The 26,778-nt window shown below is 70.5% G+C and carries 22 protein-coding genes and 1 pseudogene; 10 read left to right on the top strand and 13 right to left on the bottom strand.

The genetic code is table 11. The annotated features are described in order from the left end of the window. Positions 1-36 precede the first annotated feature (36 nt). Both ABR738_RS15090 and ABR738_RS15085 read left to right on the top strand, forming a co-directional pair. A complete protein-coding gene (locus ABR738_RS15090) occupies positions 37-1,710 on the top strand; it encodes a thiamine pyrophosphate-binding protein (protein WP_350230492.1) in 1,674 nt (557 codons plus the stop codon). Between the two features lie 131 nt (positions 1,711-1,841). Then, a complete protein-coding gene (locus ABR738_RS15085; protein WP_350230491.1) occupies positions 1,842-5,630 on the top strand; it encodes an ABC transporter ATP-binding protein in 3,789 nt (1,262 codons plus the stop codon). A 127-nt stretch (positions 5,631-5,757) separates the two neighbouring features. Here ABR738_RS15085 and ABR738_RS15080 read toward each other — a convergent pair whose 3' ends face one another. The 8 genes from ABR738_RS15080 to ABR738_RS15045 all read right to left on the bottom strand — a co-directional run bounded on the left by ABR738_RS15080 (position 5,758) and on the right by ABR738_RS15045 (position 16,109). Beyond that, on the bottom strand, positions 5,758-6,537 hold the full coding sequence (locus ABR738_RS15080; RefSeq protein WP_350234584.1) for an ANTAR domain-containing protein: 780 nt from the start codon (positions 6,535-6,537) through the stop codon (positions 5,758-5,760). Between the two features lie 196 nt (positions 6,538-6,733). After that, the gene (locus tag ABR738_RS15075) at positions 6,734-7,216 is read right to left on the bottom strand and encodes a DUF5994 family protein (RefSeq protein ID WP_350234583.1); all 483 of its coding nucleotides are present in this window, start codon (positions 7,214-7,216) and stop codon (positions 6,734-6,736) included. A 323-nt stretch (positions 7,217-7,539) separates the two neighbouring features. Continuing rightward, positions 7,540-8,412, bottom strand: a complete 873-nt coding sequence (locus tag ABR738_RS15070) for a slipin family protein (RefSeq protein ID WP_350230490.1) — start codon at positions 8,410-8,412, stop codon at positions 7,540-7,542. Positions 8,413-8,768: 356 nt separating this feature from the next. After that, on the bottom strand, positions 8,769-9,353 hold the full coding sequence (locus tag ABR738_RS15065) for a DUF5994 family protein (protein ID WP_350230489.1): 585 nt from the start codon (positions 9,351-9,353) through the stop codon (positions 8,769-8,771). 460 nt (positions 9,354-9,813) lie between these two features. Then, positions 9,814-10,212, bottom strand: a complete 399-nt coding sequence (locus ABR738_RS15060) for a MarR family winged helix-turn-helix transcriptional regulator (protein WP_350230488.1) — start codon at positions 10,210-10,212, stop codon at positions 9,814-9,816. 346 nt (positions 10,213-10,558) lie between these two features. After that, the gene (locus tag ABR738_RS15055; RefSeq protein ID WP_350230487.1) at positions 10,559-12,937 is read right to left on the bottom strand and encodes a phosphoketolase family protein; all 2,379 of its coding nucleotides are present in this window, start codon (positions 12,935-12,937) and stop codon (positions 10,559-10,561) included. Further along, positions 12,930-15,608 carry a magnesium-translocating P-type ATPase gene (gene mgtA, locus ABR738_RS15050; protein ID WP_350234581.1) on the bottom strand — a complete coding sequence of 893 codons (2,679 nt, stop codon included), beginning with the start codon at positions 15,606-15,608 and terminating at the stop codon, positions 12,930-12,932. The genes ABR738_RS15055 and mgtA overlap by 8 nt, the downstream gene beginning before the upstream one ends. A gap of 351 nt (positions 15,609-15,959) precedes the next feature. Then, positions 15,960-16,109, bottom strand: coding sequence for a hypothetical protein (locus ABR738_RS15045; RefSeq protein ID WP_350230486.1), 150 nt, complete (start codon positions 16,107-16,109; stop codon positions 15,960-15,962). Between the two features lie 948 nt (positions 16,110-17,057). Between ABR738_RS15045 and ABR738_RS15040 the strand changes: the two are divergent. The 4 genes and pseudogenes from ABR738_RS15040 to ABR738_RS15025 form a co-directional block, all read left to right on the top strand. Next, positions 17,058-17,183 (top strand): annotated as a pseudogene (locus tag ABR738_RS15040) (IS5/IS1182 family transposase); the annotation flags it as partial. Between the two features lie 285 nt (positions 17,184-17,468). Then, on the top strand, positions 17,469-18,095 hold the full coding sequence (locus ABR738_RS15035) for a histidine phosphatase family protein (protein ID WP_350230485.1): 627 nt from the start codon (positions 17,469-17,471) through the stop codon (positions 18,093-18,095). A gap of 163 nt (positions 18,096-18,258) precedes the next feature. Further along, on the top strand, positions 18,259-18,609 hold the full coding sequence (locus ABR738_RS15030; RefSeq protein WP_350230484.1) for a hypothetical protein: 351 nt from the start codon (positions 18,259-18,261) through the stop codon (positions 18,607-18,609). A 108-nt stretch (positions 18,610-18,717) separates the two neighbouring features. Beyond that, positions 18,718-20,121 carry a S28 family serine protease gene (locus ABR738_RS15025; protein ID WP_350230483.1) on the top strand — a complete coding sequence of 468 codons (1,404 nt, stop codon included), beginning with the start codon at positions 18,718-18,720 and terminating at the stop codon, positions 20,119-20,121. 417 nt (positions 20,122-20,538) lie between these two features. On the opposite strand, the gene ABR738_RS15020 is transcribed toward ABR738_RS15025, so the two are convergent. Then, a complete protein-coding gene (locus ABR738_RS15020; RefSeq protein WP_350230482.1) occupies positions 20,539-20,760 on the bottom strand; it encodes a hypothetical protein in 222 nt (73 codons plus the stop codon). A 113-nt stretch (positions 20,761-20,873) separates the two neighbouring features. On the opposite strand from ABR738_RS15020, the gene ABR738_RS15015 reads away from it, so the two are divergent. Then, entirely contained in the window at positions 20,874-21,698 is an 825-nt protein-coding gene (locus ABR738_RS15015; RefSeq protein ID WP_350230481.1) for a helix-turn-helix domain-containing protein, read from the top strand. Further along, positions 21,685-22,050 carry a DUF397 domain-containing protein gene (locus ABR738_RS15010; protein WP_350230480.1) on the top strand — a complete coding sequence of 122 codons (366 nt, stop codon included), beginning with the start codon at positions 21,685-21,687 and terminating at the stop codon, positions 22,048-22,050. The genes ABR738_RS15015 and ABR738_RS15010 overlap by 14 nt, the downstream gene beginning before the upstream one ends. A 12-nt stretch (positions 22,051-22,062) precedes the next feature. On the opposite strand, the gene ABR738_RS15005 is transcribed toward ABR738_RS15010, so the two are convergent. Further along, complete coding sequence (locus ABR738_RS15005) at positions 22,063-22,623, bottom strand: carboxymuconolactone decarboxylase family protein (protein ID WP_350230479.1); 561 nt, start codon at positions 22,621-22,623, stop codon at positions 22,063-22,065. A gap of 73 nt (positions 22,624-22,696) precedes the next feature. Here ABR738_RS15005 and ABR738_RS15000 point away from each other — a divergent pair, with 73 nt between their 5' ends. After that, the gene (locus ABR738_RS15000; protein WP_350230478.1) at positions 22,697-23,056 is read left to right on the top strand and encodes a winged helix-turn-helix transcriptional regulator; all 360 of its coding nucleotides are present in this window, start codon (positions 22,697-22,699) and stop codon (positions 23,054-23,056) included. A 28-nt stretch (positions 23,057-23,084) separates the two neighbouring features. On the opposite strand, the gene ABR738_RS14995 is transcribed toward ABR738_RS15000, so the two are convergent. Continuing rightward, positions 23,085-24,077 carry a LysR family transcriptional regulator gene (locus tag ABR738_RS14995; protein ID WP_350230477.1) on the bottom strand — a complete coding sequence of 331 codons (993 nt, stop codon included), beginning with the start codon at positions 24,075-24,077 and terminating at the stop codon, positions 23,085-23,087. Between the two features lie 165 nt (positions 24,078-24,242). Between ABR738_RS14995 and ABR738_RS14990 the strand changes: the two genes are divergently transcribed. Next, complete coding sequence (locus tag ABR738_RS14990; protein ID WP_350230476.1) at positions 24,243-25,166, top strand: EamA family transporter; 924 nt, start codon at positions 24,243-24,245, stop codon at positions 25,164-25,166. On the opposite strand, the gene ABR738_RS14985 is transcribed toward ABR738_RS14990, so the two are convergent. Together ABR738_RS14985 and ABR738_RS14980 are read right to left on the bottom strand one after the other, a co-directional pair. Further along, on the bottom strand, positions 25,127-25,924 hold the full coding sequence (locus ABR738_RS14985; protein ID WP_350230475.1) for a sugar phosphate isomerase/epimerase family protein: 798 nt from the start codon (positions 25,922-25,924) through the stop codon (positions 25,127-25,129). The two genes, ABR738_RS14990 and ABR738_RS14985, sit on opposite strands and share 40 nt — an antisense overlap. Before the next feature lie 326 nt (positions 25,925-26,250). Then, the gene (locus ABR738_RS14980; protein ID WP_350230474.1) at positions 26,251-26,670 is read right to left on the bottom strand and encodes a sporulation inhibitor A family protein; all 420 of its coding nucleotides are present in this window, start codon (positions 26,668-26,670) and stop codon (positions 26,251-26,253) included. Between the last annotated feature and the right edge of the window lie 108 nt (positions 26,671-26,778).

Below are 26,778 nucleotides of genomic sequence, written 5' to 3'. Positions count from 1 at the left end.
GCCGGGCCCGGGCCCAGTGCCACAGGAGAGGACGCGATGACCCACGACCACCACGACATCGAGCTGCGGCCCACACCGCGCCAGGTGGCGGCGGCCCTGAACCCTCCGCCCGGCCGCATCGGCGGTGACCTGGTCGTGGAGACGCTGGCCGGGCTCGGCGCGACCACCGTGTTCGGGCTGCCCGGCCAGCACGCGCTCGGCATGTTCGACGCCCTGCGCCGCTCGGACCTCACGTACGTCGGGCTGCGGGTCGAGAACAACGCGGGCTTCGCGGCCGACGCGTACGGCCGGATCACCGGAGAGGCGGCCCCGCTGCTGCTCTCGACCGGGCCCGGCGCGCTCACCTCGCTCGCCGCGCTCCAGGAGGCGGCGGCCGCCTCATCGCCGGTCGTGGCGATCTCAAGTCAGGTCCCGCGCAAGGGACTTGGCGGCGGACGCCACGGCCATCTGCACGAGCTGCGCGACCAGCAGGCCTCCTTCCGCGACATCGTGAAGTCCGTCCACACCGTGCGGAGCCAGTCGCAGATCCCCTCCGCGATCGCGGCCGCCTGGGAGTCGGCGCTGACCGCGCCGCACGGGCCGGTCTGGGTGGAGATCCCCGAGGACGTGCTCCTCGCCGAGGCGGCGCTGCCCGTCGTCACCGCGATGGACGCCTTCCCCGAGGACCTGGTCCCGCGCCACGAGCTGACCGCCGTGGCCGCCGACCTGCTGTCCCGCGCGGCCCGGCCCGTGATCATCGCGGGCGGCGGGGTCGTACGCTCCGACGCCTCGGGCAAGCTCCGCGCGCTGGCCGAACGCCTCGACGCGCCCGTGGTGACGACCTTCGGCGGCAAGGGCGCCTTCCCCTGGGAGCACCCGCTCTCGCTCCAGTCCTGGCTTGAGGACCGCCACACCACCGACTTCCTCGAAGACGCCGACGTCCTGCTCGTGGTGGGCTCCGGGCTCGGCGAGCTGTCGTCGAACTACCACACCTTCGCGCCGCGCGGCCGGATCATCCAGATCGAGGCCGACCTCGGCAAACTGGAGTCCAACCACCCCGCGCTCGGCATCCACGCGGACGCCCGCATCGCGCTCCAGGCCCTGCTCGAAACCGTCGACGCACGTACGGACCCGGGGGCGCCCGAGCGCGTACGGACCGTCCTGGACCGGGTACGGGCCCGTATCGACGCCCAGGGGCTCGGCGAGGAGCAGAAGATCCTCGCCGCCGTGCGCGCGGCGCTTCCCTCCTCGGCGCCCAGCTTCTGGGACATGACGATCCTCACCTACTGGGCGTGGTCGGCGTGGCCCGGCGCGATGCACTCCGCCCAGGGCGCCGGGGGCCTGGGCTACGCGTTCCCCTCCGCGCTCGGCGCCGCCGTCGCCGACCCCGCCACCCCGGTCCTCGCGGTCTCCGGCGACGGCGGCGCGATGTACTCCATCGCCGAGCTCGCCACGGCCCGCCAGTACGACCTGCCGGTGACGTGGCTGATCGTCGACGACGGCGGCTACGGCATCCTGCGCGAGTATCAGACGGACACGTTCGGTGCGACCACGGCGACCGAACTCGCCCGCCCGGACTTCGCCGCCCTGGCCGAGTCCTTCGGCGTGCCCGCCGTCCGCACGGGCGCGGACACCCTGACCGCCGACCTGTCCCAGGCCCTGGCCACCCCCGGCCCCTCGGTGGTCGTACTGCCCGCAGTCCTGAGGATGTTCGCCCCGACCCACCGATAGGGCGCCTGCGGAACGCGATGAAGGCCCGGGGTCCTCGCGTCCTTACGGCCCGTATTCATTGCGGCGGGATGAAATCCGCCGGCCGCCGCGTTGGGGCTTGCGGCAGGGCACGTACCAACGGGAGGAACGTCGTGACGGAGGGTGTGCGACAGGGGTGGGCGCGCAGGCTGACCGGGTACGCCTGGCGGTACCGGCGCGATGTGGTGCTGGCGCTCGGCTCGTCGCTCGGCGGCATGGCCGTCATGGCGCTCGTGCCGCTGATCACCAAGGTCGTCATCGACGACGTCATCGGCGACCACACGCGCTCCCTCGCCGTGTGGACCGGGCTCCTCATAGCCTGCGCCGTCGTGGTGTACGCGATGACGTACATACGGCGGTACTACGGAGGGCGCCTCGCCCTCGACGTCCAGCACGACCTGCGCACCGAGATGTACCGCACGATCACCCGGCTCGACGGGCGGCGCCAGGACGAGCTGTCCACGGGGCAGGTCGTCGGCCGGGCCACCAGCGACCTCCAGCTGATCCAGGGCCTGCTCTTCATGCTGCCGATGACCATCGGCAACATCCTGCTCTTCGTCATCTCCGTCGTGATCATGGCGTGGCTCTCGCCGCTGCTCACCCTCGTCGCCCTCGCGGTGGCCCCCGCCCTGTGGTTCATCGCCAAGCGCAGCCGCACCCGCCTCTTCCCCGCCACCTGGTACGCCCAGGGCCAGGCGGCCGCCGTCGCCGGGGTCGTGGACGGCGCGGTGTCCGGGGTCCGCGTCGTCAAGGGCTTCGGCCAGGAGGACCAGGAGACCGGCAAGCTGCGCGAAGTGGGGCGCAAGCTGTTCGCGGGCCGCCTGCGCACGATCAAGCTGAACGCCCGCTACACCCCCGCCCTCCAGGCCGTCCCCGCGCTCGGCCAGGTCGCCATGCTGGCCCTCGGCGGCTGGCTCGCCACCCGGGGCCAGATCACGCTCGGTACGTTCGTCGCGTTCTCCACCTACCTCGCCCAGCTCGTCGGGCCCGTGCGCATGCTCGCCATGGTGCTCACCGTGGGCCAGCAGGCCCGGGCCGGCGTCGAACGCGTCCTTGAGCTGATCGACACCGAGCCGTCCATGGCGGACGGCACGAAGGAACTGCCCGCCGACGCTCCCGCCACCGTCGAATTCGACGACGTGCGCTTCGGCTACGACGACGAGCGGCCCGTCCTTGACGGCTTCTCGCTCGACATCCGCCCCGGCGAGACCGTCGCCGTGGTCGGCTCCTCCGGCTCCGGCAAGTCCACCGTCTCCCTGCTCCTGCCACGCTTCTACGACGTCGCGCACGGCGCCGTCCTCGTCGGCGGCCACGACGTGCGCGAGCTGACCCTCTCCTCGCTGCGCGCCGCGATCGGCCTGGTCCCCGAGGACTCCTTCCTCTTCTCCGACACCATCCGCGCCAACATCGCGTACGGGAAGCCGGACGCCACACAGGAGGAGATCGACAGGGCGGCCCGCGCCGCCCAGGCCGACGGGTTCATCGCCGAGCTGCCCAAGGGGTACGACACCACCGTCGGCGAACACGGCCTGACGCTCTCCGGCGGCCAGCGCCAGCGCATCGCGCTCGCCCGCGCCATCCTCACCGACCCCCGCCTGCTCGTCCTGGACGACGCGACCTCGGCGGTCGACGCCCGCGTCGAGCACGAGATCCACGAGGCCCTGAAGTCGGTCATGGCCGGCCGCACCACGCTGCTCATCGCGCACCGCCGCTCCACCCTCGCGCTCGCCGACCGCATCGCCGTCCTCGACGGCGGACGGCTCGCCGCGATCGGCACCCACGACGAGCTCCAGCGCGACAGCGCGCTCTACCGCCGCCTGCTCACCGACCCCGACGAGCTGGGCGCGGTGTCGCCCGGACACACCCCGGCCGCACCCGCCGCCGAGGAGGACGATCACTCCGTACGGGACGAGCTGGACGCGGAGTTCGACGCCGAGCGCGGCATCACGCCGCCGCTGTGGATCCGCGAGGACAAGGCGGAGTCCGCCGCCCCCGGCGGCATGCCCTTCCCCAAGCTCTCAACTTCGTTCGAGCAGGGCAGGCCCCAATCGCCCGAACTGCTCGCCCAGGTCGAGGCGTTGCCGCCCGCGACCGATGTGCCGGGCATCGACGAGGCGAAGGCGGTCCAGCCGGAGGAGTCGTACGGCCTGCGTGGGCTGCTGCGGGGCTTCGGCCTCCCCCTGCTCGTCTCGCTCCTCCTCGTGGCGATCGACGCGGGCGGCTCCCTCATCCTGCCCGTCCTGATCCGGCACGGCATCGACCAGGGCGTCACCAAGCTCGCGCTGGGCGCGGTGTGGGCGGCGTCCGGGCTCGCCCTGCTCACCGTCGCCGTGCAGTGGCTCGCCCAGACCGGCGAGACCCGCATGACCGGACGCACCGGCGAACGCGTCCTCTACACCCTGCGCCTGAAGATCTTCGCGCAGCTCCAGCGGCTCGGACTCGACTACTACGAACGGGAGTTGACCGGCCGGATCATGACCCGCATGACGACGGACGTGGACGCGCTGTCCACGTTCCTCCAGACGGGTCTGGTCACCGCGTTCGTCTCCGTCGTCACGTTCTTCGGCATCATGGTCGCGCTGCTCTTCATCGACCTCCAGCTCGCCCTCGTCGTCTTCGCGACGCTCCCGCTGCTCGTCATCGGCACGTACGTTTTCCGCAAGAAGAGCGTGAAGGCGTACGAGCTGGCCCGTGAGCGGATCAGCGTCGTCAACGCCGACCTCCAGGAGTCGGTGTCGGGTCTGCGCATCGTGCAGGCGTTCCGGCGCGAGCACGACGGGGCCGAGCGGTTCGCGAAGCGCAGCGACCACTACCGCGCGGCGCGGGTGCGCGGGCAGTGGCTGATCTCGGTGTACTTCCCCTTCGTGCAGCTCCTGTCGTCGGTGGCGGCGGCCGCCGTCCTGATCGTGGGCGCGCACCGGGTCGACGGCGGCACCCTGACCACGGGTGCGCTCGTCGCCTACCTCCTCTACATCGACCTGTTCTTCGCGCCCGTCCAGCAGCTCTCGCAGGTCTTCGACGGCTACCAGCAGGCGGCGGTATCGCTCAAGCGGATCCAGGAACTCCTCCAGGAGAAGACCTCCACGTCGGCGGCGGCCGAACCGCTCGACGTGCGCTCCCTGCGCGGGGAGATCGCCTTCGAGAACGTCGACTTCGCGTACCGGGCCGCCGATGCGGGCGATACGGGCGATGCCGCCCAGGAGTCCGAGGACGCGCTCAGCGGCATCGACCTGCGCATACCGGCCGGGCAGACCGTCGCCTTCGTCGGCGAGACCGGCGCGGGCAAGTCCACCCTGGTCAAGCTGGTGGCGCGCTTCTACGATCCGACGGGCGGGCGGGTGACGGTCGACGGCACGGACCTGCGTGACCTCGACATCACCGCCTACCGGCACCGGCTCGGGGTGGTCCCGCAGGAGGCGTACCTCTTCGCGGGTACGGTCCGCGACGCCATCGCGTACGGGCGCCCCGACGCGAGCGACGCGCAGGTGGAGGCGGCGGCGCGGGCGGTCGGCGCGCACGACATGATCGCGACGCTGGACGGGGGCTACCTCCACGAGGTCGCCGAGCGCGGCCGCAACCTCTCCGCCGGGCAGCGCCAGCTGATCGCGCTGGCCCGCGCGGAACTGGTCGACCCGGACGTGCTGCTCCTCGACGAGGCGACGGCGGCGCTGGATCTGGCGACCGAGGCCCAGGTCAACCAGGCCACGGACCGCCTGACCGGGCGCCGCACCACGCTGGTGGTCGCCCACCGCCTCACCACGGCGGCCCGCGCGGACCGGGTGATCGTGATGGACGGGGGCCGGGTGGCGGAGGACGGCACGCACGCGGAGCTTCTGGCGGCGGGGGGTGTGTACGCCCGCCTGTGGCACACGTTCACCGCCACCCCGGTCCCCACGGCATAACGCCCCGACGCGGGTCGGCCCGGATGCGCAGGGGCGCGGGGAACTGCGCGAGGAGCGCCCACGGCCCGCAGCCGGGGCCCCTGGGGCTCCGCCCCAGCCCCCGTTCGCGCCTAACCCGGGCCAACGCTCAACTGGCCGCGACGCCCACCAACACGGCCCGGGTGGCAATAGGGGTGCCTAGGTGGCACCCATCGCGCCTCAATTCACCTCTGAACGAAGTCTCACGGCCGCCGCCGGGCTGGCGGCGGCCGGGGGCGCGTGGGGTGCGAGGCTCCCCTCCTCGTCGTCCCACGTGCGGGTCCTTGATGGCAGTGGGGGTCGCGGGAGGGCCCCGGAATCCTGCCATGGAGGACCCTGGAGGCTGGAGCCGCGGGTTGTTGGCGGTGCGGCTCCAGCCGGGCCTCATGGTCTGAAGGGCTCGGGTCTCGGAGCCGTGACGGGGTTGCGTCGTGCGAACCCCGTTGCGCCTGCCCCGCCAACATAGGCCGGGAGCGAGCAGCCCGGTAGGGTGCCGACCGGCCACATTTCCCCCGTGGCTGGGAAACACAAGTGGCAGGTACGCGCGGGGCAGCGCACCCAAGGTGAGAGACCCGGGTGGCGCCGCGCGAGGGTGACCGGCCTCAGACCGGACGGCTGCCGTGCGGACCGTTGTTGATGATCTGGTGGGCGAGGTCGCAGATGCGCAGGCCGTGGTCCGGGCATAGGTGCGGAAGCGGGTGAAGGTGTCGTCGGGGCTGGTGTGCCAGCGTTCCGCGAGGATGCCTTCGGCCTGTTCTATGACGATCCGGCTGGTCAGTGCGGCCTGGAGCTGGTCGCGCTCGACGTAGGTCTGTTCCAGGGTGCGCTGCTGGCGGATCGCGATGGTGGCGGTGTCCGCGAGTGCCTGGGCGAGCGCGGTGTTCTCCACCTTGGCGGCCTGCTCGCTGAGCACTACAACCCGCCCGCCTTCTCTCGGCCGGCAGACGGAGCCTGCGGGTCAGAAGCTGGCTCAGCCGGGTGCCCCGGACGCCGGCGCAGCGGGAACACCTCGGCGAGACCGGTCCCTGCAAACAGCGGAGACATACTGCCTCCGAGTGCAGACCAGCCGCCCCCGCCGGCGTGCACTACGGCGAGCGGCGAACAGGGCCAACGACGGCCCGCGCCGCCGGCTCCGAAATGCCTGTCCGAGCGTCGGTCGGCACCGGCTGGGTCCTGCCTCCCGCGGCGGGGCCGTCCGCGATGGACAGGAGGCGCAGTGCCTCGGTTCTCTCGGTGCGAGTGCGGACGACCAGCAGGTCCCATCGGCCGTGGCCGGGGGCGACGAGGCAGATCGTGTCAGGGGTGCGGTGGCTGCTGGCTCGGTGCAGTTGGATCACTTGGTTGGCGACGAGGATCCGGCCGGGGAAGGCCGACCACATGGTCGCGTTCGCGGTGACGTGGGCGATTCGCGGCCACGAGTGGGGCAACGCGCGGATCAGGCGGGGCAGTTCGGTGGTCAGGTCATCCGAGCGGGGCCACCAGACGCCGTCGATGGGGCGGGGACCGTTGCCCCGCGATGTCAGGCGCAGGCGTACCGGCAGCAGCGAAGAAGGGGGGCGCAGGGTCATGGTCACGGGCTCGGTCCTTCGATGGTGGGAGACAAGCGGGGGGATACGCGGGGGCGCCGCTGCGGTCGGAGACGGGCTGGTAGGCCCGGGAGGGCGTTTGGCGCGCGTGTCATGCCCCACGTACAGGCACCCCCTCTGGTGCGTGCGGCTGTCCGCGGGCGGCCGAGAAGGGCGAGGAACTCTCCGTCGTCTCCGAGGTCGAGGGGACGTCTGCTGAAGACCTGGCCGGGCGGCGACGAGAGGTGACGGACGGACACGGCGGGCTCCCGGACTCGGCATGGGCGCTGCGGGCGGACCGGCCGGGACTGGGGCCAGAGGGGATGTCAGTTGTACTGGGGGAGTGGGCCAGGTTTGTTGTTCGACCCCGGGACCGGGACGGTCTCGGCGTCGTCCGCGGCCGGGTGCGGTGTCGGCGCCGGTGCCGCGGCCGCGGATTCCCTGCTGAGGAAGGCGCCCAGTTCGCCGATGGTACTCATCAGGGGCGCGGGGAAGACGACGGTGGTGTTCTTATCGACGCCGATCTCCACGAGGCTTTGCAAGTTGCGGAGCTGGAGCGCCAGCGGGTGGGCCATCATCGTGTCGGAGGCGTCTCCGAGTGCCGCCGCCGCGAGCGACTCTCCCTCGGCGTTGATGATTTTGGCTCGCTTTTCACGCTCGGCCTCGGCCTGGCGGGCCATCGCGCGCTTCATACTGTCCGGCAGCTGGATGTCCTTGAGCTCGACGAGTGTGACCTCAACTCCCCACTCCGCGGTGGCGACATCGAGGATCTCGCGGATGCCCAGGTTGATGCGGTCAGTCTCCGAGAGCGTCTCGTCCAGTGTGTGCTGGCCCACCACCTTGCGCAGGGTGGTCTGGGCGATCTGGTTGATGGCGGCGGACACGTTCTCGATGGCGATGACCGATTTCACGGCGTCCACGACACGGAAGTACGCGACGGCCGATACGTCGACGCTGACGTTGTCGCGGGTGATGATGCCCTGCGACTGGATCGGCATTGTCACGATGCGTAGCGACACCCGGTGCAGGACGTCGACCAGGGGAATGATGACGCGCAACCCGGGCGTCCGCGTGCCGGCCAGCCGTCCGAGTCGGAAGAGCACCGCCTTCTCGTACTGTTTGACGATCTTGATGGACATCGCCAGTGCCAGGAGCACAAGTAGGGCGACGACGACAACGAGCGTGATCAGAAGCTGCATGGCGGAACTCCCATGGGCGAGGCCGGCCGGCCCTGACTGGATCCCGGGGCGGGTCACGGATCAGGCGTGACTCACGGATCAACTGCCCCTGTCCCGGCGGACGCGACGCCGAGGACGCAGACGTCCCCGTCCCCCCTCGCGCTGATCCCGGCGGGTCGGTACGGCGGGCGGATCCGCCTGGCCGGCCGGCTGCGGAGCGTTTTCGCCGCGGGCGTCCCGGTCACGGGGTTGGAAGCGGGAGTAGTGGTGGAGCGCTATCCGCTCGGCGCGCTGTGCGTTGAGCAGGTGGATCATGCGTGCCGCGGCAACGATCAGGAGCAACGTGACCACGATGGTCAGGGCCGTGGTCATGGCACTCACATCCCCACCAGGAGGCGGCTGGGGCGGGCCGTGACAACGGCGAAGGTCGAGGAGGCGCCGCCCTCGTACTCCCACGCCTCCTCAGGGTCTTGCCGCCGGTCGACGGCCGTCGCGTTGTGCAGGGCCGCCTCCGCGCCCATGAGGGCGCTCGCGGTGAGCTGTGGGCCGGTGCTGTCGGTGGCGGCCGCCATGAGCCGGGCAGCGGTGGAGGCGTCGGTTTCCGGCGGGATGACGAGAAGGTCCCAGCGTCCGGCCGTGTAGGACAGAAGCAGAAGCTTGTGCGGGTCCTGCTCGGTTGTGAACCAGCCCGCCTTCACCACGTGCCCGGCCACCGGAATCTTCCGCGGAATGACGGGCCAGTGCCGGGGATTCACGGCAATGCGGGTGATCCGCCCCCATCGTGCGTCCAAGACCTCGATCAATGCGGGCAGTTCACGCAGCAAGTCGCGGGAGCGGGGCCACCAGGCGCCGTCCAAGAGCCCGGGAGAGCCGTCGGGGGGTTTCAGCGCGATGCGTGTGCCCGAAGCCGCCGGGGGCTCGCGCCGGAGGTACAGGTACGGGTCGGTCTTGGTCGCGGACATGGCGCGAACCTGTCTCCGGGGGCACTGTCCATGGACGACACCCGGCTGTCTTTGCTCACCGGGAACGACGACGGCATGAAGGCCAGTGTGCGAAATGCTCCCAGTGCGCTCAACCCTACTCCTCTGTGTCTCGGCCGGGCCGGATCGTGTCAGCTCCCGTGCCGAAATGACCGCACCAGCGCGCCGCGCGTCCAGGCGAACACCGGGCGTGAACTGGATCTTCGCAAGACCCCCTGCGTCAGAAGCTCGCTCGTGGGTCACGCTTTCGCCCCTCCGGTGACGTAGTTGGAGTAGGCGTTTGAAAGATCGCGTTACGTGGCAGTCGCGCGGCCCATCGTCAGCACATCTGACGAATAGGGCAACTAGGCTGACCACATCAAGGAGTGAGCCGAAGCCTGTCGGCGTCCCTGGCGGCTCGGCGTGATCGAGAATCGAGGCGGACGGCTCGGCGCGTCCGGGTCTACCTCGCGTAGGGGTCGGTGATCTCGCGAAGTTGATCCAGGATCTGGTGCAACAACGCGAAATTGCGGGTGCCCAGGTAGGCCTTCCACTCCGAAAGGATCTCGTCGAGTGTCGCCGAGGCCACCTCGACCGCCCGCCTGCCGCGTTCCTCGATCACGATCAACCGGGCACGGCCGTCCGTCGGGTCGGGGACCCGGCGGACATAGCCCAGGCGTTCCAGCTGATCGACCAGTACGCCGGCGCTCTGTTTGCTCATTTGGGCCTGGTCAGCAAGGTCCGTGAGGCGCGAACCGTCCGGGGCGACGCGCTGGAACACCCGGCACTGGGCGAGGGTCCGGCCGGCGTCACTCGCGATCTCAACGACGCGCTTCCACGCCGCGGTGCTCTGTCGGACCACACAGCCCCGCTACCCATTCCGGAGCGCATCCGGGCCACCCGCTCGCTCACCAGTACAAACGGGCGTAGACCGACGCGACGACTGCACAGCAGACGCGCACCCGGCGCATGGCCCGCCCGGCAAGGCTTGATGCGCATACGGCCAGGAAGTTCGTACCCGATCCAGACCAAGCGGACCGATGCGGCGCCGGTCTCGAAGAGCAGCCACGCCCACCGGCGCCTATTTCCCGCAGCAGAGTGAGCCTTCGGGCGCACCCAGATCTCCGGGCCCGCCTCTCTCCCACTGAGCCAACAGGTCCGGTGCGGGCCCTGTCTCCAATCCGAGTCGCGACGATCGTTTCTGGTGCTCAGTTCCACGACCATTCGGCGACTTCGGGCAGATCGGTGCCGTGTTCGTGGATCCAGCCGTGGTGCCGCAGCCGGATGTCCGCCAGTTCCTGTCGTACGGTCCCGGCGCGTGCTCCCAGGCCCGGAACGCGGTCGATGACATCCATGGCCAGGCGGTACCGATCGAGGTCGTTGCGGACGACCATGTCGAAGGGTGTGGTGGTGGAACCTTCCTCCTTGTAGCCACGGACGTGGAAGTGTGCGTGCCCGGTGCGGCGGTAGGCGAGACGGTGGATCAGCCACGGGTAGCCGTGGTAGGCGAAGACGACCGGTTTGTCGGCGGTGAACAGGGCATCGAACTCCGCGTCTGCCATGCCGTGTGGATGCTCCTGGGCCGGGAGCAGACGGGCCAGGTCCACCACGTTGACGACACGTAGGGCGAGATCCGGTAGGTGATGACGGAGCAGCTGCGCGGCGGCCAGCACCTCCAGGGTCGGCACGTCGCCCGCGCAGGCGAGTACGGCATCGGGTTCGTTGCCGCTCTCGGTGCCGGCCCAGCCCCAGATCCCGGCGCCACGCGCGCAGTGCCCGCGCGCCTCGTCGAGCGTCAGCCAGTCGAAGCAGGGCTGCTTGCCCGCGACGACCACGTTGACGTGGTCACGGGAGCGCAGCACGTGGTCCGCCACCGCGAGAAGGGTGTTGGTGTCCGGGGGGAGATAGACCCGCACGACCTCGGGGGACTTGTTGAGTACGTGGTCGATGAAGCCGGGGTCCTGGTGCGAGAAGCCGTTGTTGTCCTGTCGCCACACGTGCGAGGTGAGCAGGTAGTTGAGGGAGGCGATGGGCCGGCGCCACGGAATCCGGCGTGAGGTGCGCAGCCATTTGATGTGCTGGTTGACCATCGAGTCCACGATGTGGACGAAGGCTTCGTAGCAGGAGAACATCCCGTGCCGGCCGGTGAGGAGATAACCCTCCAGCCAGCCTTGGCAGGTGTGTTCGGACAGGATCTCCATCACGCGGCCGTGCCGGTCCAGGTTCTCGTCCACCTCCAGCATCTGTTCCTGCCATGCCTTTCCGGTGGCCCGATACACGGCCTGGAGGCGGTTGGAGGCGGTCTCGTCGGGGCCGAACAGGCGGAAGTCGCGGCGCCCTGCCGTGCGCACCATGACCGTTTCCAGCAGACCTCCCAGGACCCGGGTCGGTTCGTGCAGCGTCGTGCCGCGCTTGTCGACCGGGACGGCGTACCCCTCGAGGGACGGCACCGGGAGGTCGCGCACCAGCAGACCGCCGTTGGTGTGCGCGCTCGCGCCGAGGCGGTGCGCCCCGTCAGGTACGCACTCCAGGACCCGCGCGTGGGGGCGGCCCTGGTCGTCGAACAACTCACCCGGCCGGTAGGAGCGCAGCCATTGTTCCAACTGCCGTCGGTGGTCCGGGTTTTCACGGACGGCGGCAAGAGGGACTTGATGGGCGCGCCACGTGCCCTCCACGGGCAGGCCGTCGACCTCGGCCGGGCCGGTCCAGCCCTTGGGCGTACGAAGAACGATCAGCGGCCAGCGGTGGCGTTCGGTGACCCCCTCGTGGCGGGCTCCGTGCTGGATGGCGCCGATACGGTCGAGCGCGGTGTCCATGGCGTGTGCCATGGCACTGTGGACGTGGAGAGGGTCGTCGCCCTCGACGTGGAGCGGGTCATGACCCAACCCGCGCAGCAGATCGTCGAGTTCGTACGACGGAAGCCGGGCGAGTATCGACGGGTTGGCGATCTTGTAGCCGTTGAGGTGCAGGATCGGCAGGACGGCGCCGTCGTGGACCGGGTCGAGGAACTTGTTGGAGTGCCAGGAGGCGGCCAGCGGTCCGGTCTCGGCCTCCCCGTCACCGACCACGCAAGCGACCAGCAGCTCCGGATTGTCGAGCGCGGCGCCGTAGGCGTGGGAGAGCGAGTAGCCGAGCTCACCGCCCTCGTGGATCGAGCCGGGGGTCTCCGGGGCGACATGGCTGGGCACCCCGCCCGGGAAGGAGAACTGGCGGAAGAGCAGTGCCATGCCCTCCGCGTCGCGGCTGACGTCCGGGTACGTCTTCGAATAGCTGCCCTCCAGCCATGAGTTGGCGAGGACGGCCGGACCGCCATGGCCGGGTCCCCAGACGCAGAGGGCATCCATTCCGCGGCTCTTGATCACGCGGTTGAGATGGGTGTGAACGAGGTTGAGACCGGGTGAAGTACCCCAGTGACCCAGCAGCCTCGGCTTGATGTGCTCCGGGCGGAGCGGCTCGTTGAGCAGCGGGTTTGCCATCAGGTAGATTTGGCCGACGGTCAGGTAGTTAGCTGCGCGCCAGTGTGCGTCGAGCGCCAACAGCTCCGTTTCGTCAAGGTAGTTGGCTGATTTCTGATGGCTGTCAGACATGCTTTGTTCCTCCATCTGTGACCGCGTGAAGTGGTCGAGCGGTGCTGAACCGGGCGGCCCGGCGCCGCAGGAGGCGGTGGTTTCTGTGAGGGCGCGGGGCGGCGTCCGGTGTGGGGCGGGGCCGGTAGAAGAGCCGCTTGCCCAGCTCGATCAGGGCGAGATAGCCGACGACCATGGCGGCCAGCGCGGCGAAGAAGCCTGGAGGCAGCGGCTGGAAACCGAGCGTGTGAGCCAGCGGGGTGGAGGGGAGCAGGGCTCCGACAGCAACCACCCCGCAGGCGGCCAGGGCCAACGGCAGGCTGGGGCGGCTGCGCCAGAACGGGATGCGCCTGGTGCGGATCGCGAAGATCACCAAGGTCTGGGTGGCGAGGGACTCCACGAACCAGCCGGTACGGAACTGGGTAGCCCCGGAGTGGAAGATCCACAGCATGGCGCCGAAGGTCGCGAAGTCGAACAGCGAGCTGACGGGCCCGAAGCAGAGCATGAAGCGGCGGATGAAGGCGATGTCCCAGTGCGAGGGACGGCGCAGCTGTGCCTCGTCGACGTGGTCGGTGGGGATGGCGAGCTGACTGGTGTCGTACAGGAGGTTGTTGAGCAGAATCTGGGAGGGCAGCATGGGCAGGAAGCTCAAAAACAGCGAGGCGCCGGCGGCGCTGAACATGTTGCCGAAGTTGCTGGACGTCCCCATCAGAACGTACTTGATGGTGTTGGCGAAGATCCGTCGGCCGCCCACGACGCCGTCGGCGAGAACGTCCAGGTCCTTCTCCAGCAGGATGACATCGGCCGCGTCCTTGGCAACGTCCGTGGCGGAGTCGACGGAGATGCCGACGTCGGCGGCGTGCAGAGCGAGCGCGTCGTTGACGCCGTCGCCGAGGAAGGCCACATCGTGGCCGGTGGTGCGCTGGGCCCGGACGATGCGGGCCTTGTGTTCCGGGCTGACCCGGGCGAACACGGTGGTGCGCGCGATCGCCTCGACGAGCTCGGTGTCGTTCATGGCGTCGAGGTCGGTTCCGGTCAGCGTGCCGGTGCCGGTGAGTTCGAGAGCGAGCTCCTGGCAGACCTTGACGGCGACGGCCGGGTTGTCACCGGTGACGATTTTGACGGTGATACCGAGTGCGGCAAGGCGCAGCAGTGCCGCGGCGGCATCGGGTTTCGGCGGATCGAGGAAGACCAGCAGTCCGGCAAGCTCCAGATCATGTTCGTCGCCGGCGGTGGGTTGGGTGAGGTCCTGGGCGGGGCGGGTGGCCACGGCGACCACCCGGTTGCCCGCGGCGAACTCCGCGTCCAGCATCGCGCGCGCCGCGCCGGGCACGTCGGCGCAGCGTTCCAGAACGGATTCAGGGGCGCCCTTGGTGACCAGGACCGCCCCTCCGGTGCGGCCGCGCACGAGGGTGGAGATCATGCGCCGCTCATGGTCGAACGGCAGGGCCCCGAGCCGCTGGTACGCCGCCAGGGCCGCCTGCTGTGAGCGGGCGGCCGGAGTGGCCCACAATGCCGCGTCCAGCGGATTGCCGCCCACCGCTCGGCTGCCGGCGCCGACGGCCCCGGCGTCCGCCTCCGTGCACAGCAGGCCCCATCGCAGTACTTGCTCGGGGCTCTGGCCACCGGCGGGCAGCGCCCGCGTGAACTCGACGCGGCCCTGGGTCAGGGTGCCGGTCTTGTCCGTGAACAGTACGTCGACATCGCCCAAGTCCTCGATGCAGACCAGCCGTTTGACCAGGACCTTCTGTTGGCTCATGCGGCGCGATCCAGCCGCCAGACTGGTGGACACCACCGCGGGCAGCAGCTGCGGGGTGATTCCGACCGCGATGGCGAGGGAGAACAGCAGCGCGTCGATGAGCGGTTTGTGCAGCACCACGTTGATCACGAAGATCGACGCGGTCAGCGAACCAGCCACGTACACCAGCAGCATGGAGAATCGCCGTAGTCCCCGCTGGAACTCGGTCTCCAGCTGGTGTCCGCTCAGCCCGGCTGCGATCCTTCCGAACTCCGCGGCGGCTCCGGTGGCGACCACCACCCCCCGGGCGCTGCCGGCGTGCACGACCGTTCCCATCAGGGCGCAGCTGGACAGGTCGGCCAGCGCAGTGCCGGCGGCGACGGGAGCCTTGTCCTTGAGCACCGGCAGTGACTCGCCGGTCAGTACCGACTCCCCGCACTCCAGGGCGGACACCTCAAGGAGGCGGACGTCGGCCGGAACGATGTCGCCCAGCCGGAGTTGGACGACATCTCCGGGCACCAGGGCAGTGACGTCCACCGCCGTCGCGTCCCCGTCCCGCAGGACCACGGCCTGGTGACGGATCTGGCCGTGCAGCGACTCGGCCGCCTTCTCCGCACGGTACTCATTCACGAAGCCGAGCCCCACGGACAGCGCCACGATCACGCCGATGATCACAGCGTCACTGCGCTCGCCGACCGCGTATGAGACCGCCGCGGCCGCCAGCAGCAGCGCAAGCAGGGGCGAACGCAACTGCCGCCACAGCACGGGCAGAGCCCTGGCTCTGTGTGAGGCCACCGCGTTGGGCCCCCATCGCACCAGTCTGTCGGCGGCCACCGCAGCCGAGAGCCCTTGGCGGCTGGAGGCCAGCCGAGCCAGCACCTCGTCCTCCGCCAGAGCGGCGGCAGCGAGGATGCCTTGCGGCGCCGGACCACGAGACGGTGCCGCGGTGTTCACCGTGATGGGGCACGGCCAGTCCGGTTCACGCTTTGACACATCGGCCACCTCCCGGAGCGGAACATGCGGTTGCAGCCGGGGACTGGGGCTTCGCTCCACAGCGAGGCCTGCCCCCCTGGTCGTGGCGGCCCGCCGGTACCGACTCAGCCGCGCCCCAGCGAACGCGGTCGGCATTGGCAAGCGTGGAGCCGCCCAGGCCCTCGGCCGCGCGGGGCGATTCCCACGCTCCGGGCTCGTTCATAGGCCCGATGACCGGCTCGTCGCCGAACCGCTGGGAGACCTGGAGGGCGGCCGCCCTCTGCCGCGGCTCGATGGTCCGCAGCATCTCGCGTGGGTCGTGGGCCGGATTCTTCAGATGGCCAGCACTCGGTTCGCGGTCTCCCAGTACTGCTCCAGGGCGACGCGCAATTCATCGGTCTCGGCTCGGGTGCCCTGGCCCTGCCAATTCGCGCGGAGGGCGCTCTGGCGTGCGGCGAGGGCGTTCGTCAGGTAAGTCACCATTTCGGCGAGGGCGCTGTCGGCTTCCTCCACGGCGTGGCGCGGGCTGTTCGCGAAGTCATTGACGGCCTGCTAGAGGCGGGCGGCCAGCCTTTCCCGTTCCTCCACTGAGAGGAGCCGGTGTTCTGTCACCTGGGTGCGGCCGGCGTTGGCGGTTCCGGCGGGGCCATCTCGCGGCGCCGGGACCGGTTCGGCTTTGGGCCTCTGTGCTGCGCGCCGCGTGGTGCGATCCGGGGTATCGGCCTTGGGCTGCCGTGCGCGTTCTGAGTCATACAGCATGTGCGTGCCACTTCCCTCTGCTTGATGTTCGCTGGCGATGGCGCCTGTTCGGCCGAAGTCGTTGGCGGCGGCGAACGGTATCGGCCGCGTCGGCCTACTGCTGGCCGACCCCAATGCGGCGAAGAGGCCGCGGGCCTCAGCCGTGAACTGCCCTTGCCGTCGGGCCTATTCGACGACGTACTGTTCGCGGGCCTCCGGCGACAGGCGGCTGCTCCGCAAAGGCAGGGCCTCCCCGCGGCACAGGGCCGTAAGCCCTGTTCTTCGCGGGGTCCAGGCGAAACAAGATGGAGCGCGCCGTCCGGATGGTCCGGAGTGTCATGGCCTCGCGCTGTACCTGGCAGTCAACTCCCCGTGCTCCGCGCTGTCAACGCGCCCACCGTGAGGCCGTGCTCGCGGGTCGGGGCCGGGGTGAGCGAAACTCGTGAGACTCGACGTCCTTTTCCCGCGGGACGCGCGGGACACGCCGGCCCGCTCTCGCACCCTGGCCAGACGCCGGCCCGCTCTCGCCGAACCGCTGCCAACTGGCCAAGTTTAAGCGGGCGTTGATGCGGACCCCAGCGCTCGGTCGCGTGATCCGTTCCGTGACCGGACAGGCCCCTGCTGCTCACTCTCGTCACCCGACCGTGTTCAATCTCGGCTTCTCCACCAGCCTGGGCGGGTGGCTGGCGTGGCGCCATCGCCTGGCTCCACGGCCCCCGCCGCCTACGGACCCGCTGGGAAACACGCGACGACATGCACGACGCCTTCCTCCAACTCGCCCACTGCATGACCCTCGCCCGCAAGCACCCAGCATCCTGAAAGGACCCTTTAGGGCCAGGGGGGACCCCCATGACGGGCTGAGGTTGCCGATGCGGGCCAGCACCAGCCCTGCCAGGTGCGCGGGGAACTGCGCGCTCAGCCACGCACGGCCCGCAGCCGAGGTACCCGCATGCGGGCCCGCGCCGGATGCTCAGGGGCGCGGGGAACTGCGCGGGCGCCACGCTCGGCCCGCACCCGCACGTCGGTCCGGCCGGGGCGGAACCAGGGGGATCGGGGGCGCGTCCCAGGCGGGGCCCGCTTGATCCATTCTGGAGGAGGGACCCCATGAACCCCGGCGCCGCCCCCCGCTATCTCTACGTGACCCGCCACGCAGAGGCGACCCCGGACGAATCCGGCCTCACCGACGCCGGCCGCAGGCAGGCCACCCTGCTCGGGCAACGCCTGCGCACCGCCCCGCTCACCGCGATCCATCACGGCCCCCTCGCCCGCGCCGAGGAGACCGCCCGCCTGATCGCCGACCAGCTCGAAGGCGTCCCCCTGCGCCGCGCGGCGGCGGCCGGCGACTACCTCCCGTACCCCCCGACCCGCGAGGAACTGCCGCAGGAGATGGCCGACGCCTTCCTGACGTTCCTGGACCGATTCCCGGAACAGGAACGCGAACACGGCACCCGCCTCGCCGCCACCGCACTCGCCGATCTCACCGGCCCCGTCCCCGGCGACGAGCCGCGCCACGAACTCCTGGTCACCCACAACTTCCTCGTCGGCTGGCTCATACGCGCCGCCTTCGACGCGCCCAACTGGCGATGGGCCGGCGTCAACCACGCCAACGCCGCCCTGACCGTCATCCGGTACGCCCCCGGCCGCCCCCCGTCGCTCCTGCTCTTCAACGACACCGGCCACCTCCCCGCCGAACTGCGCTGGACCGGCTTCCCCCAGGAGCTGCACATCTGAGCGACCGCACAACCGGGCCGAGCCCACCGCACGCACCCCCGGAGAACCATCCGGCCACCCGTCGCGTCCCACCCCACATACGCGCAAGCGACGGAAGGGTGCAAGCGTGTTCGGAGGGACAGGAAGCGGGCCGGGGAAGAGGCGGCGGGGGGTTCTCCCGGGCGTGGCCGCCGTGCTCGTCATGGCGGGCGGCCTGGTCGTGTGCGGCCCCGGAGGCAGCGCGGACGCGGCGGCCGCCTGCGCGGGCCGGCCCGCGAAGACGGTCGGGTTCAGCACGGGGGAGCTGCGCCTGTACAAGGGCAACGGGTACGCCTGCGCGGTGACCGTCGCCGACAGCGCGGGCGCCCGGCGCCAGATGTCGGTGACGATCCAGGCGCGCGGCGGCGCCCCGGCCGGCGACTCGGGCCTCTACACCCAGCGCGCCGGTCCGGTCACGGTGTACGTGGGCAGCCGCTGCGTCCGCGCCACCGGCGCGATATCGGGGAGCTCGGGCCAGACCGGCTGGGTCTGCTGACGGGCACCCGAACCCTGAGGTCAACGAGGTCTGGCGGGGCGGGTGTTGGCCCGGTTAGGTTCGCGGGGCCACGTTTTGAGCCCACAGGGGCCCCACAGGGGAGTGTGAATGCGCAAGGCGCTCAGATGGCTGCTGTCGCTCGTCGTGCTGATAGGCACGATGACCGCGACCACGGCCACGGCAGGGGCGGCCACCGCCGCCGAGCCGGACATCAAGGACCGCATCCTGGCGATACCCGGGATGAGCCTCATCCAGGAGAAGCCGTACGCCGGCTACCGCTACTTCGTACTGAACTTCACGCAGCCGGTCGACCACCACAACCCGTACAGCAGGGCCACGTTCAAGCAGCGGATCACCGTGCTGCACAAGGACACCGACCGCCCGACGGTGATGTACACCAGCGGCTACGACGTGTCGACCAACCCCGGCCGCACCGAGCCGACGCAGCTCGTCGACGGCAACCAGGTCTCCGTCGAGTACCGCTACTTCCCCCAGTCGCGGCCCACGCCCGCCGACTGGTCCAAGGACGACATCTGGCAGGCGGCCAGCGACCAGCACGCCATCTTCAAGGCCCTCAAGCCGATCTACTCCAAGAACTGGCTGACCACCGGCGCGTCCAAGGGTGGCATGACCGCCACGTACTACAAGCGGTTCTACCCGCGCGACATGGACGGCGTCGTCGCGTACGTCGCGCCCGACGACGTGGTGAACAACGAGGACTCGGCCTACGACCGGTTCCTCGCGACGGTCGGCACCAAGGAGTGCCGCGACAAGCTGGCGGGCGTCCAGCGCGAGGCGCTGGTGCGGCGCGCGCCGCTGGAGCAGAAGTACCAGGCGTACGCGGCGGCCAACGGCTACACCTTCAAGACCATCGGCTCGCTCGACAAGGCGTACGAGGCGGTCGTCCTCGACTACGTGTGGGGCTTTTGGCAGTACCACCTGCTCGCCGAGTGCGCCACGATCCCGGCGGACGCGGCGCACGCGAGCGACCAGGCGATCTGGGACTCCATCGACACGATCTCCGGGTTCTCCTTCTACACCGACCAGGGTCTCGCGCCCTACACGGCGTACTACTACCAGGCCGGTACGCAGCTGGGCTCGCCCACGATCAAGCAACCGTGGCTGGGCAAGCTCAGCCGGTACGGGTACCAGCCGCCGCGCAACTTCGTGCCGCGCGACATCCCCATGCGGTTCCAGCCGTGGGCGATGCGGGACGTCGACACGTGGGTCAAGCACCACGCGGACCACATGCTGTACGTGTACGGGCAGAACGACCCCTGGGGCGCCGAGCGGTTCTCCCTCGGGGCGGGGGCGCGTGACTCCTACGTCTACACCGTGCCGGGCGGCAACCACGGCTCGAAGGTGGCTCTGCTCCCCTCCGCGCAGAAGTCCTCGGCCACGGCCTCCATTCTCCGCTGGGCGGGCCTGAACGCGAACGCGTCGAAGCCGGCCCCCTTCGACGCGAAGCTGGACGCCCCGGCCCTGACGAAGGAGCCCGCGCTGCGTCCCTGACCAGTGCGCTCCGCCCCTGACCGGATCGTCCGGCCCCCGCCCCCGTCGGGGTCCGGGAAGGGGCGGGGTGGGGGAACGCACCCGTCAGCACGTCAGACCGTGACCGATGGGATGCAGCACCCCGGCGGATCGTCGGCCCGGCGGCCCGGGACCGGGAGACGGCGCCGGGGGCGGCCCGAGCCGCCAACACCCGCGCCGCTGCGAGCGGTTCGGCGCGCCGCCATCCGAAAGTGACTGTCAGTCAGGGCCGCACGCGACCCGCCGCGTCGTGGCGCCTCGGCGGAGTACGCGGAGGTGGATCCTCCACATCCTCCACCCCGTGTGAGAGCCCGGCCCACGCGGACGGGCGGGGCATGACGTACGGCTGCCACGTCCGGCCCCCGTCGTGCGTCACCCGCAGCGCCACCGGGAAACCGGCTACCAGCTGCCCCCATGCCGGACGGCCTTCTCCATCAGCCACGCGGCCACCTCCTCTTCCTCCTGTGCGGAGGCGGTCCGCAGATCGCGTACGGCGATGGTGGCGACGAAATAGACGAACCGGACCCGTCGCCACTCGCCGTCCACGCCGATCACCTTGCCGGGCCCGTACACGTCGGTCCCTGTGTGGGCGACGTACGCCCCCACGCCGTGCGCTGTCATGCGACTGCCTCTCACTGTGTGTGGTGTTCCGCTCACAGCGTGGGGTTACGTTGCGTACGCTGGCCAGTGCACAGAGCGTGACAACGCGGCCCGCACGCAAGGGAGTTGACCGCGTGGCGATCGAGGACAACCCGGTATCCCGTATCCGGTACGGAGAAGAACTCAAGGCCCGGCGCGAGGCCGCCGGTCTCACCCAGGAAGAGCTCAGCCGACTTGTCATGATGTCCCGCACGCACATCGCCCACATCGAGGCGGGGCGAAGGCGGCCGGACATCGAGGACGCGCGCCGCCTCGACGTGGTGCTGAAGACTGATGGGTTCTTCGAGCGGTTCTTGCCGACCCTGGACGGGCGTCAGGTCGCTGAACACTTCGAGGAGGCGCTGGAGTTCGAGGGCCAGGCGACGGTCATCCGGGAGTACGCGCCCAAGCTGGTTCCGGGCATCTTGCAGACAGAGTCGTATGCGCGCGAAGTGCTCAGCTCGGGGCACCCTCCCAAGAGCAACACGGAACGCGATCGTCTCCTCGTCACGCGGCTGGAACGCGCCCGCATCCTCGAAACCTTCGACGTGCCTGTCGTGTGGACGCTGTTGGACGAGGCAGTGCTGCGACGACCTATAGGCGGTCCGTCCGTGATGTGCGAGCAGCTACGGCACATCTTGACGCTGGGTGAATATCGGCGAATTCGCGTGCACGTGCTCCCGTTTGCGGTGGGCGCCCACGCCATTCTGGAAGGGTTCGTCTCGCTCATGTGGTTCACAGACCTCCCGCCCATCGCGTACGTCGAAGGGTTGAAGACGGGCCGAGTCTGGGAGCTTCCGTCCGTGGTGAGGCAGTGCCAGGAAGTCTACGATCACGCCCTGGGGGACGCACTGTCGCACCGGAAGTCCCTAGCGCTGATCAGGTCTGTAGCGGAGGATTACGAACATGAAGCGCAGTGAGCAGATCGTGCCCAACGCCTCGGTGCTGACCGGTTGGCGCAAGTCCAGCTACAGCGGCGGCGAGAGCGGCGAATGCCTCGAAGTGAGCGAGGCGTACGCATCCTGGCGTAAGTCCTCGTACAGCGGCGCGAGCGAAGGCAGTTGCCTCGAAGTGAACGACGCCTACGCGACCTGGCGTAAGTCGTCCTACAGCGGCGGTAGCAGCGGGGAGTGCCTGGAATTCAGCGACTCCTGCGCCGCCTGCGTGCCCGTGCGGGACAGTAAGAATCCGTCCGGGCCCGCCGTCGTGTTCGGGACCGGCGCTTGGACGTCGTTCGTGGACGCGGTCAAGGGGGAGGCGTTGGGCGCCTGACCCGCAGCGGGGTCACCGGGACGGGAACGGCGTACCCCAGGGCTCTGCCGGGAGGTCGAGCCCGTTGGCCAGGTAGCTGATGGTCCGGTACCAGCCGGCCAGCACGAGGAGTTCGAGCAGCTGCGCGTCCTCGTAGTGGGCGCGCAGGGCATCCCACGCGGGTTGCGAGAGGCGCGCGGTGTCGTGCAGTTCGTCGACCGCGCCGAGCAGGGCCACATGGCGCGGCAGCCAGGTGACGTCCGCCGTGGGGTCGGGGTCGGTGGTCGCCTTGAGCTGCCTCGGGGTGAGTCCGGCCTGCCGGGCGAGGGACGCCGCGTGGACGCCCCATTCGTAGCCGCAGCCGGCGCGCGCGGTCGCCCGGGCGATGACGATCTCGCGGTCGGCGGCGGGGAGCAGTCCGTGCCCCAGCAGGCCGGAGCCCAGGGCGAACATGCGGGAAGCGAGTTCGGGGTTGCGGTGCAGGACCCGGAACAGTGCGATCGGCTCGTACGGCGCGCCAGGTGGCATCCAGCGGCGGAGCGCCTGGTCCACGGCGGGGTCGTACGGCGGGTGGAGCGGTTCGATGCGTGACATGCGGGCGGCGCCTCCTGCTTCGATTTTCGAATCACTATGATGCTTCGAAAGGCGAAGCGCAAGGAGTACGCACATGGAAGCCAGAACTCCTCGGCCCGGTGTGCCGGTACGGGGGTCCGCGTCGGGGCGCCCGATCATGGCCGCGCTCGACCTGCTCGGGCGGCGCTGGGCGATGCGCGTGCTGTGGGAGCTGAGCCAAAGCCCGGCGGGATTCCGGGAGTTGCAGCGGCGCTGCGGGCAGATGTCCTCCAGCGTGCTGAGCACCCGGATCACCGAGCTGACCGAGGCCGGACTGCTCACCCTGGACGACGCCGCCTACCACCTCACCCGGCTCGGCCGGGACCTCGTCGAGGCGCTGAGTCCGCTGGACGCGTGGAGCAGGCGATGGGCGAAGGAAACGGAGGCCGGTGCGGCGGGGGCGTCCGAGGGGTGAGGGGGGCGTTCCGTTCGGGGGCGGGCGGTCAGTGGGCCGGGCGGGGCGACGGGCGGGGCGCATCCGGCTCGGGCGCCGGGCGGGGCGACGCATCCGGCTCGGGCGCCGGGCCGGGCGCATCCGGTTCGGCGGCCCACGCGTCGCGCAGCGCCTGGACCGCTGCCTTGATCGCGGGGCGGCGGGCCGCGCCGGTGCGCCACAGGGCGTACAGGCGGCGGGTCGGTACGGGGGTGAGGGGCAGGGCGACGACGCCTTCGGGGAGCGGGCCCCGGCCCAGACGCGGCACGAGCGCGATGCCCAACCCGGCGGCCACCAGGGCGAGTTGGGTGTGGTACTCGGCCGCCTGGTGACGCAGATCGGGCTCGTGGCCGTCGGCGCGCAGGGTGCGGACGAGCCAGTCGTGACAGACCGAGCCCGGCGGCTGGCAGATCCAGGGTTCGTGGGCGAGGTCGGCGCGGCGGATTGCGGGGCGGGCGGCGAGGGGATGGCCGGCCGGGACCAGGATGTCGCAGTGGTCGTCGCCGATGGGCGCGTGCTGGACGCCGTCGGGGGCGGGCAGCGGGGCGATGTCCCAGTCGTGGGCGACGGCCAGGTCGATGAGGCCCTTGGCGACGAGGTCGACGGAAATGTGCGGATCGACTTCGGACAACCGCGTTTGCAGGGTGGGGTGTTCGCGGGCGAGGGCGGCGAGCGCTGTGGGAAGCAGTCCGCGCGCGGCGGTGGCGAACGCGCCGACACTCAGCACGCCGGTGGGCTGTCCGCGCCGCTCTTCGAGCGTGGTCTCCGTACGCTCGACGATGGCCAGCAACTCCTGCGCTGCCGACGCCAGTTGGAGGGCGTCCTCGGTGAGGGCGATGCCCCGGCCCTTGCGTTCGAGCAGGGTGGTACGGGTTTCGCGTTCCAGCTTGGTGATCTGCTGGGAGATCGCGGAGGGGGTGTAGCCGAGCGCGGCGGCAGCGGCGGCCACCGAACCGTGGACGTGGACCGCGTGCAGCGCGCGCAGCCGGGCGAGATCGAGCACGGGGCCTCCCTTGGGCGACGGGACGGGGCGGGGCAACGGGGCTGGACTGGGTGACGGGCCTCGGCTGAACGATGGGTCTGGGCGGGATGAATTAAGAGCTGCTTCATCCCATCATCAAGGAAACCGTGCTGGTGCTGAAGGGTCGGCGCCGGTGATCCTCGACGCATGCGTCCCGTACACATCCTGCTCGCCGTCCTCGTCACCGCCGTCTGGGGGGTGAACTTCGTCGTCATCGACGTGGGGCTCGGCCATTTCCCGCCGCTGCTCTTCTCCGCACTGCGCTTCCTGGTCGCGGCACTGCCCGCCGTGTTCTTCGTGGGGCGGCCCAAGGTCGCCTGGAAGTGGATCGTGGCGGTGGGACTTGTGCTCGGGGTGGCGAAGTTCGGGCTGCTGTTCATCGGGATGAGCCAGGGGATGCCGGCGGGCCTGTCCTCGCTGGTCCTCCAGGTGCAGGCGGTGTTCACGACGGTGGTGGCGATGGTGGTCCTGGGCGAACGCGTCGTCGGCGTACGTCTGTTGGGGATGGGGGTCGCGCTCGCGGGGATCACGGTGGCGGGGGTGGACGAGGGGACGAGCGGGCCGCTGCTCGGGTTCGCGCTGACAGTGGGCGCGGCGGCGTGCTGGGGCGTGTCGAACGTCCTGACCCGCAAGGCGGCCCCGCCCGACGCGCTCAACTTCATGGTGTGGGTGTCCGTCGTCCCCGTACTCCCGCTGCTCGCCCTCTCCCTCCTCTTCGAGCGCCCGGCGCGCGACGCGGACGCGCTGGCCGGGCTCGACTGGAGCGGGGCGGGGGCGCTGGTGTACGTGGCGTGGATCAGCACGGTGTTCGGGTTCGCCGCGTGGGGAATGCTGCTGCGCCGCTACCCGGCGTCGTCGGTGGCACCGTTCAGCCTGCTGGTGCCGGTCTTCGGCATGTCGTCGGCCGCGCTCCTGCTGGGCGAGCCGGTGACAGGGGCGCGGTGGTGCGCGGCGGCTCTGCTGGTGGGCGGGGTCGCCCTGACGTCGCTGCCCCGGCGGTCGGGGGTGACTGCCGTGCCACGACCGCGCGCTCAGCCCGTGGACGCGGTCCCGGTCAGCCGGGCCAGGTAGGCGTGGCCTGGCTGGAGGAGGGCGGGGAGGGGGGTGGCCAGGGGGTACCAGCGCTTTTCGTACTCCCAGCACAGCCAGCCCTCCGGCGGGAGATGGGCGACGCACGCGGCGAGGGGGAGTACGCCGGCGCCGAGGGGGAGCGGGGTGGTGTCCTCGGCGGAGGCGATGTCCTTGACCTGGGTGTAGCCGAGGTGGGGCGAGAGGTGGGTGAAGGACTCCTCCGGGGTCTCGCCGCCGAGCCAGGTGTGCATGACGTCCCAGAGCGCGCCCACGCCGTCGTGGTCCACTCGGTCCAGGACACGGGCGGTGGCTCTGCCGGTGCGGTGGGAGTCGTGGGTTTCCAGGAGGACGCGGACGCCGTTGCGGTGGGCGAGGGGGGCGGCTTCCGCGAGACGGCGTACGGCGAGGTCGTCCTCGGTCCGGATGTCCGCGGCGGGGGTGTCCTTTCCGGCGCCGCCCGGGAAGACGCGGAGGTACCGCGCGCCCAGATCGCTTGCCAGCTCGATGAGTTGGGTGAGATCGGTGGTGTCGTCGGGGTCCGCGACCCGGGCGTAGGTGGCGAGAGCGAGGATGTCGAGGCCGGCCGCCTCGAAGGTGCGGGCCACGGATGCGCGCTGCGCGGCGTCCAGGGCGGGGTGGACGGGTTCTTCGGGGTGGGTGCGGAGTTCCACGCCGTGGTAGCCGGCTCGGGCGGTCAGATCCGCGACGGCGGGAAGGGGGGTGCCGGGGAGGCCCAGGGTGGAGAGGGCGAGCTTCATGGAGGTCCTTGTCTGTGTGCCGCGCGGGTCCGGTCCGGTCACGCCCGCCCGCGCTGGCTGCTTGCGCAGTTCCCCGCGCCCCTAAACCCCGGTTCCTCCGTCCGGGCCGGTTGCGGGATGCGTGCGGGGTGTGGGTGGCTGGTCGCGCATCGCGTCCCCCAACGTGGCCGCCAGCCGATTTACGAACACCGGCTGATACCGGGCACCAGCACCCGGCGCCCGCTTTCCGGCCCCACCGCGAGTCGCGTGCCGGTGTCCCTCCACCCCCGCACCCGCCGCCCGCCCAACTCAGCTACTGATGGCCGGTCTCCGCGGCGCCACGTGGTTCAGCTGCCTGGTGCAACCTTCTTCTTCCGGGTTTGGGCCGTCGCCAACCGCTTCTTCACCGCGGCGATGTACTCCTGTGGGACGCCTTCGAAGGCGGGCGCCTCCTCGTATGTCCAGAGCGCGAAGTAGTCCCGGATGCGTCCTTGGAGCTCGTTGGGGAGCGGTAGCCCGCAGACCCGGACCGCCGTCTCGCTGTCCTGGCCGCCCCAACGCTTCCGGATGTCCCGGGCGAACAGCTCCAGGGGGCGCGCCAGCGCGTCGAATGCGGCCTCTATGTCGTCGAGGAAGTCGGGCTCCACGTCGAGTTCCTGGGCCGTTTCGCAAATGTCGAGCCACTGGTCGTCGTCGACCAGGACGAGAGGGAAGACCGGTTCGTCCGGGGGCCCGTACGGTTCCAAAGTCACCATCTCCTCTGTCACGGGCGGCAGTTCCTGATGGCGCCGTTGTCTCGCAGTGGTAGGGCACGCACTTCCAAGGCGGTTCCGCAGAACGCAGGGCACCTTCCCCGATGGTTACTCACCCGATAA

It is taken from the genome of Streptomyces sp. Edi4, assembly GCF_040253615.1.
Classification (GTDB): Bacteria; Actinomycetota; Actinomycetes; order Streptomycetales; family Streptomycetaceae; genus Streptomyces.
This window is presented reverse-complemented; position numbering and strand designations above follow the sequence as displayed.

Coding starts and splice junctions, on each gene's coding strand:
- ABR738_RS15005 (WP_350230479.1), bottom strand. CDS start 22,623: ATGTCACGCATCGAACCGCTCCACCCGCCGTACGACCCCGCCGTGGAC.
- ABR738_RS15090 (WP_350230492.1), top strand. CDS start 37: ATGACCCACGACCACCACGACATCGAGCTGCGGCCCACACCGCGCCAG.
- ABR738_RS14990 (WP_350230476.1), top strand. CDS start 24,243: ATGCGTCCCGTACACATCCTGCTCGCCGTCCTCGTCACCGCCGTCTGG.
- ABR738_RS15045 (WP_350230486.1), bottom strand. CDS start 16,109: ATGGTGACTTACCTGACGAACGCCCTCGCCGCACGCCAGAGCGCCCTC.
- ABR738_RS15065 (WP_350230489.1), bottom strand. CDS start 9,353: ATGTCCGCGACCAAGACCGACCCGTACCTGTACCTCCGGCGCGAGCCC.
- ABR738_RS15075 (WP_350234583.1), bottom strand. CDS start 7,216: ATGACCCTGCGCCCCCCTTCTTCGCTGCTGCCGGTACGCCTGCGCCTG.
- ABR738_RS15070 (WP_350230490.1), bottom strand. CDS start 8,412: ATGCAGCTTCTGATCACGCTCGTTGTCGTCGTCGCCCTACTTGTGCTC.
- ABR738_RS14985 (WP_350230475.1), bottom strand. CDS start 25,924: ATGAAGCTCGCCCTCTCCACCCTGGGCCTCCCCGGCACCCCCCTTCCC.
- ABR738_RS15020 (WP_350230482.1), bottom strand. CDS start 20,760: ATGACAGCGCACGGCGTGGGGGCGTACGTCGCCCACACAGGGACCGAC.
- ABR738_RS15035 (WP_350230485.1), top strand. CDS start 17,469: ATGAACCCCGGCGCCGCCCCCCGCTATCTCTACGTGACCCGCCACGCA.
- ABR738_RS15010 (WP_350230480.1), top strand. CDS start 21,685: ATGAAGCGCAGTGAGCAGATCGTGCCCAACGCCTCGGTGCTGACCGGT.
- ABR738_RS15055 (WP_350230487.1), bottom strand. CDS start 12,937: ATGTCTGACAGCCATCAGAAATCAGCCAACTACCTTGACGAAACGGAG.
- ABR738_RS15025 (WP_350230483.1), top strand. CDS start 18,718: ATGCGCAAGGCGCTCAGATGGCTGCTGTCGCTCGTCGTGCTGATAGGC.
- ABR738_RS15000 (WP_350230478.1), top strand. CDS start 22,697: ATGGAAGCCAGAACTCCTCGGCCCGGTGTGCCGGTACGGGGGTCCGCG.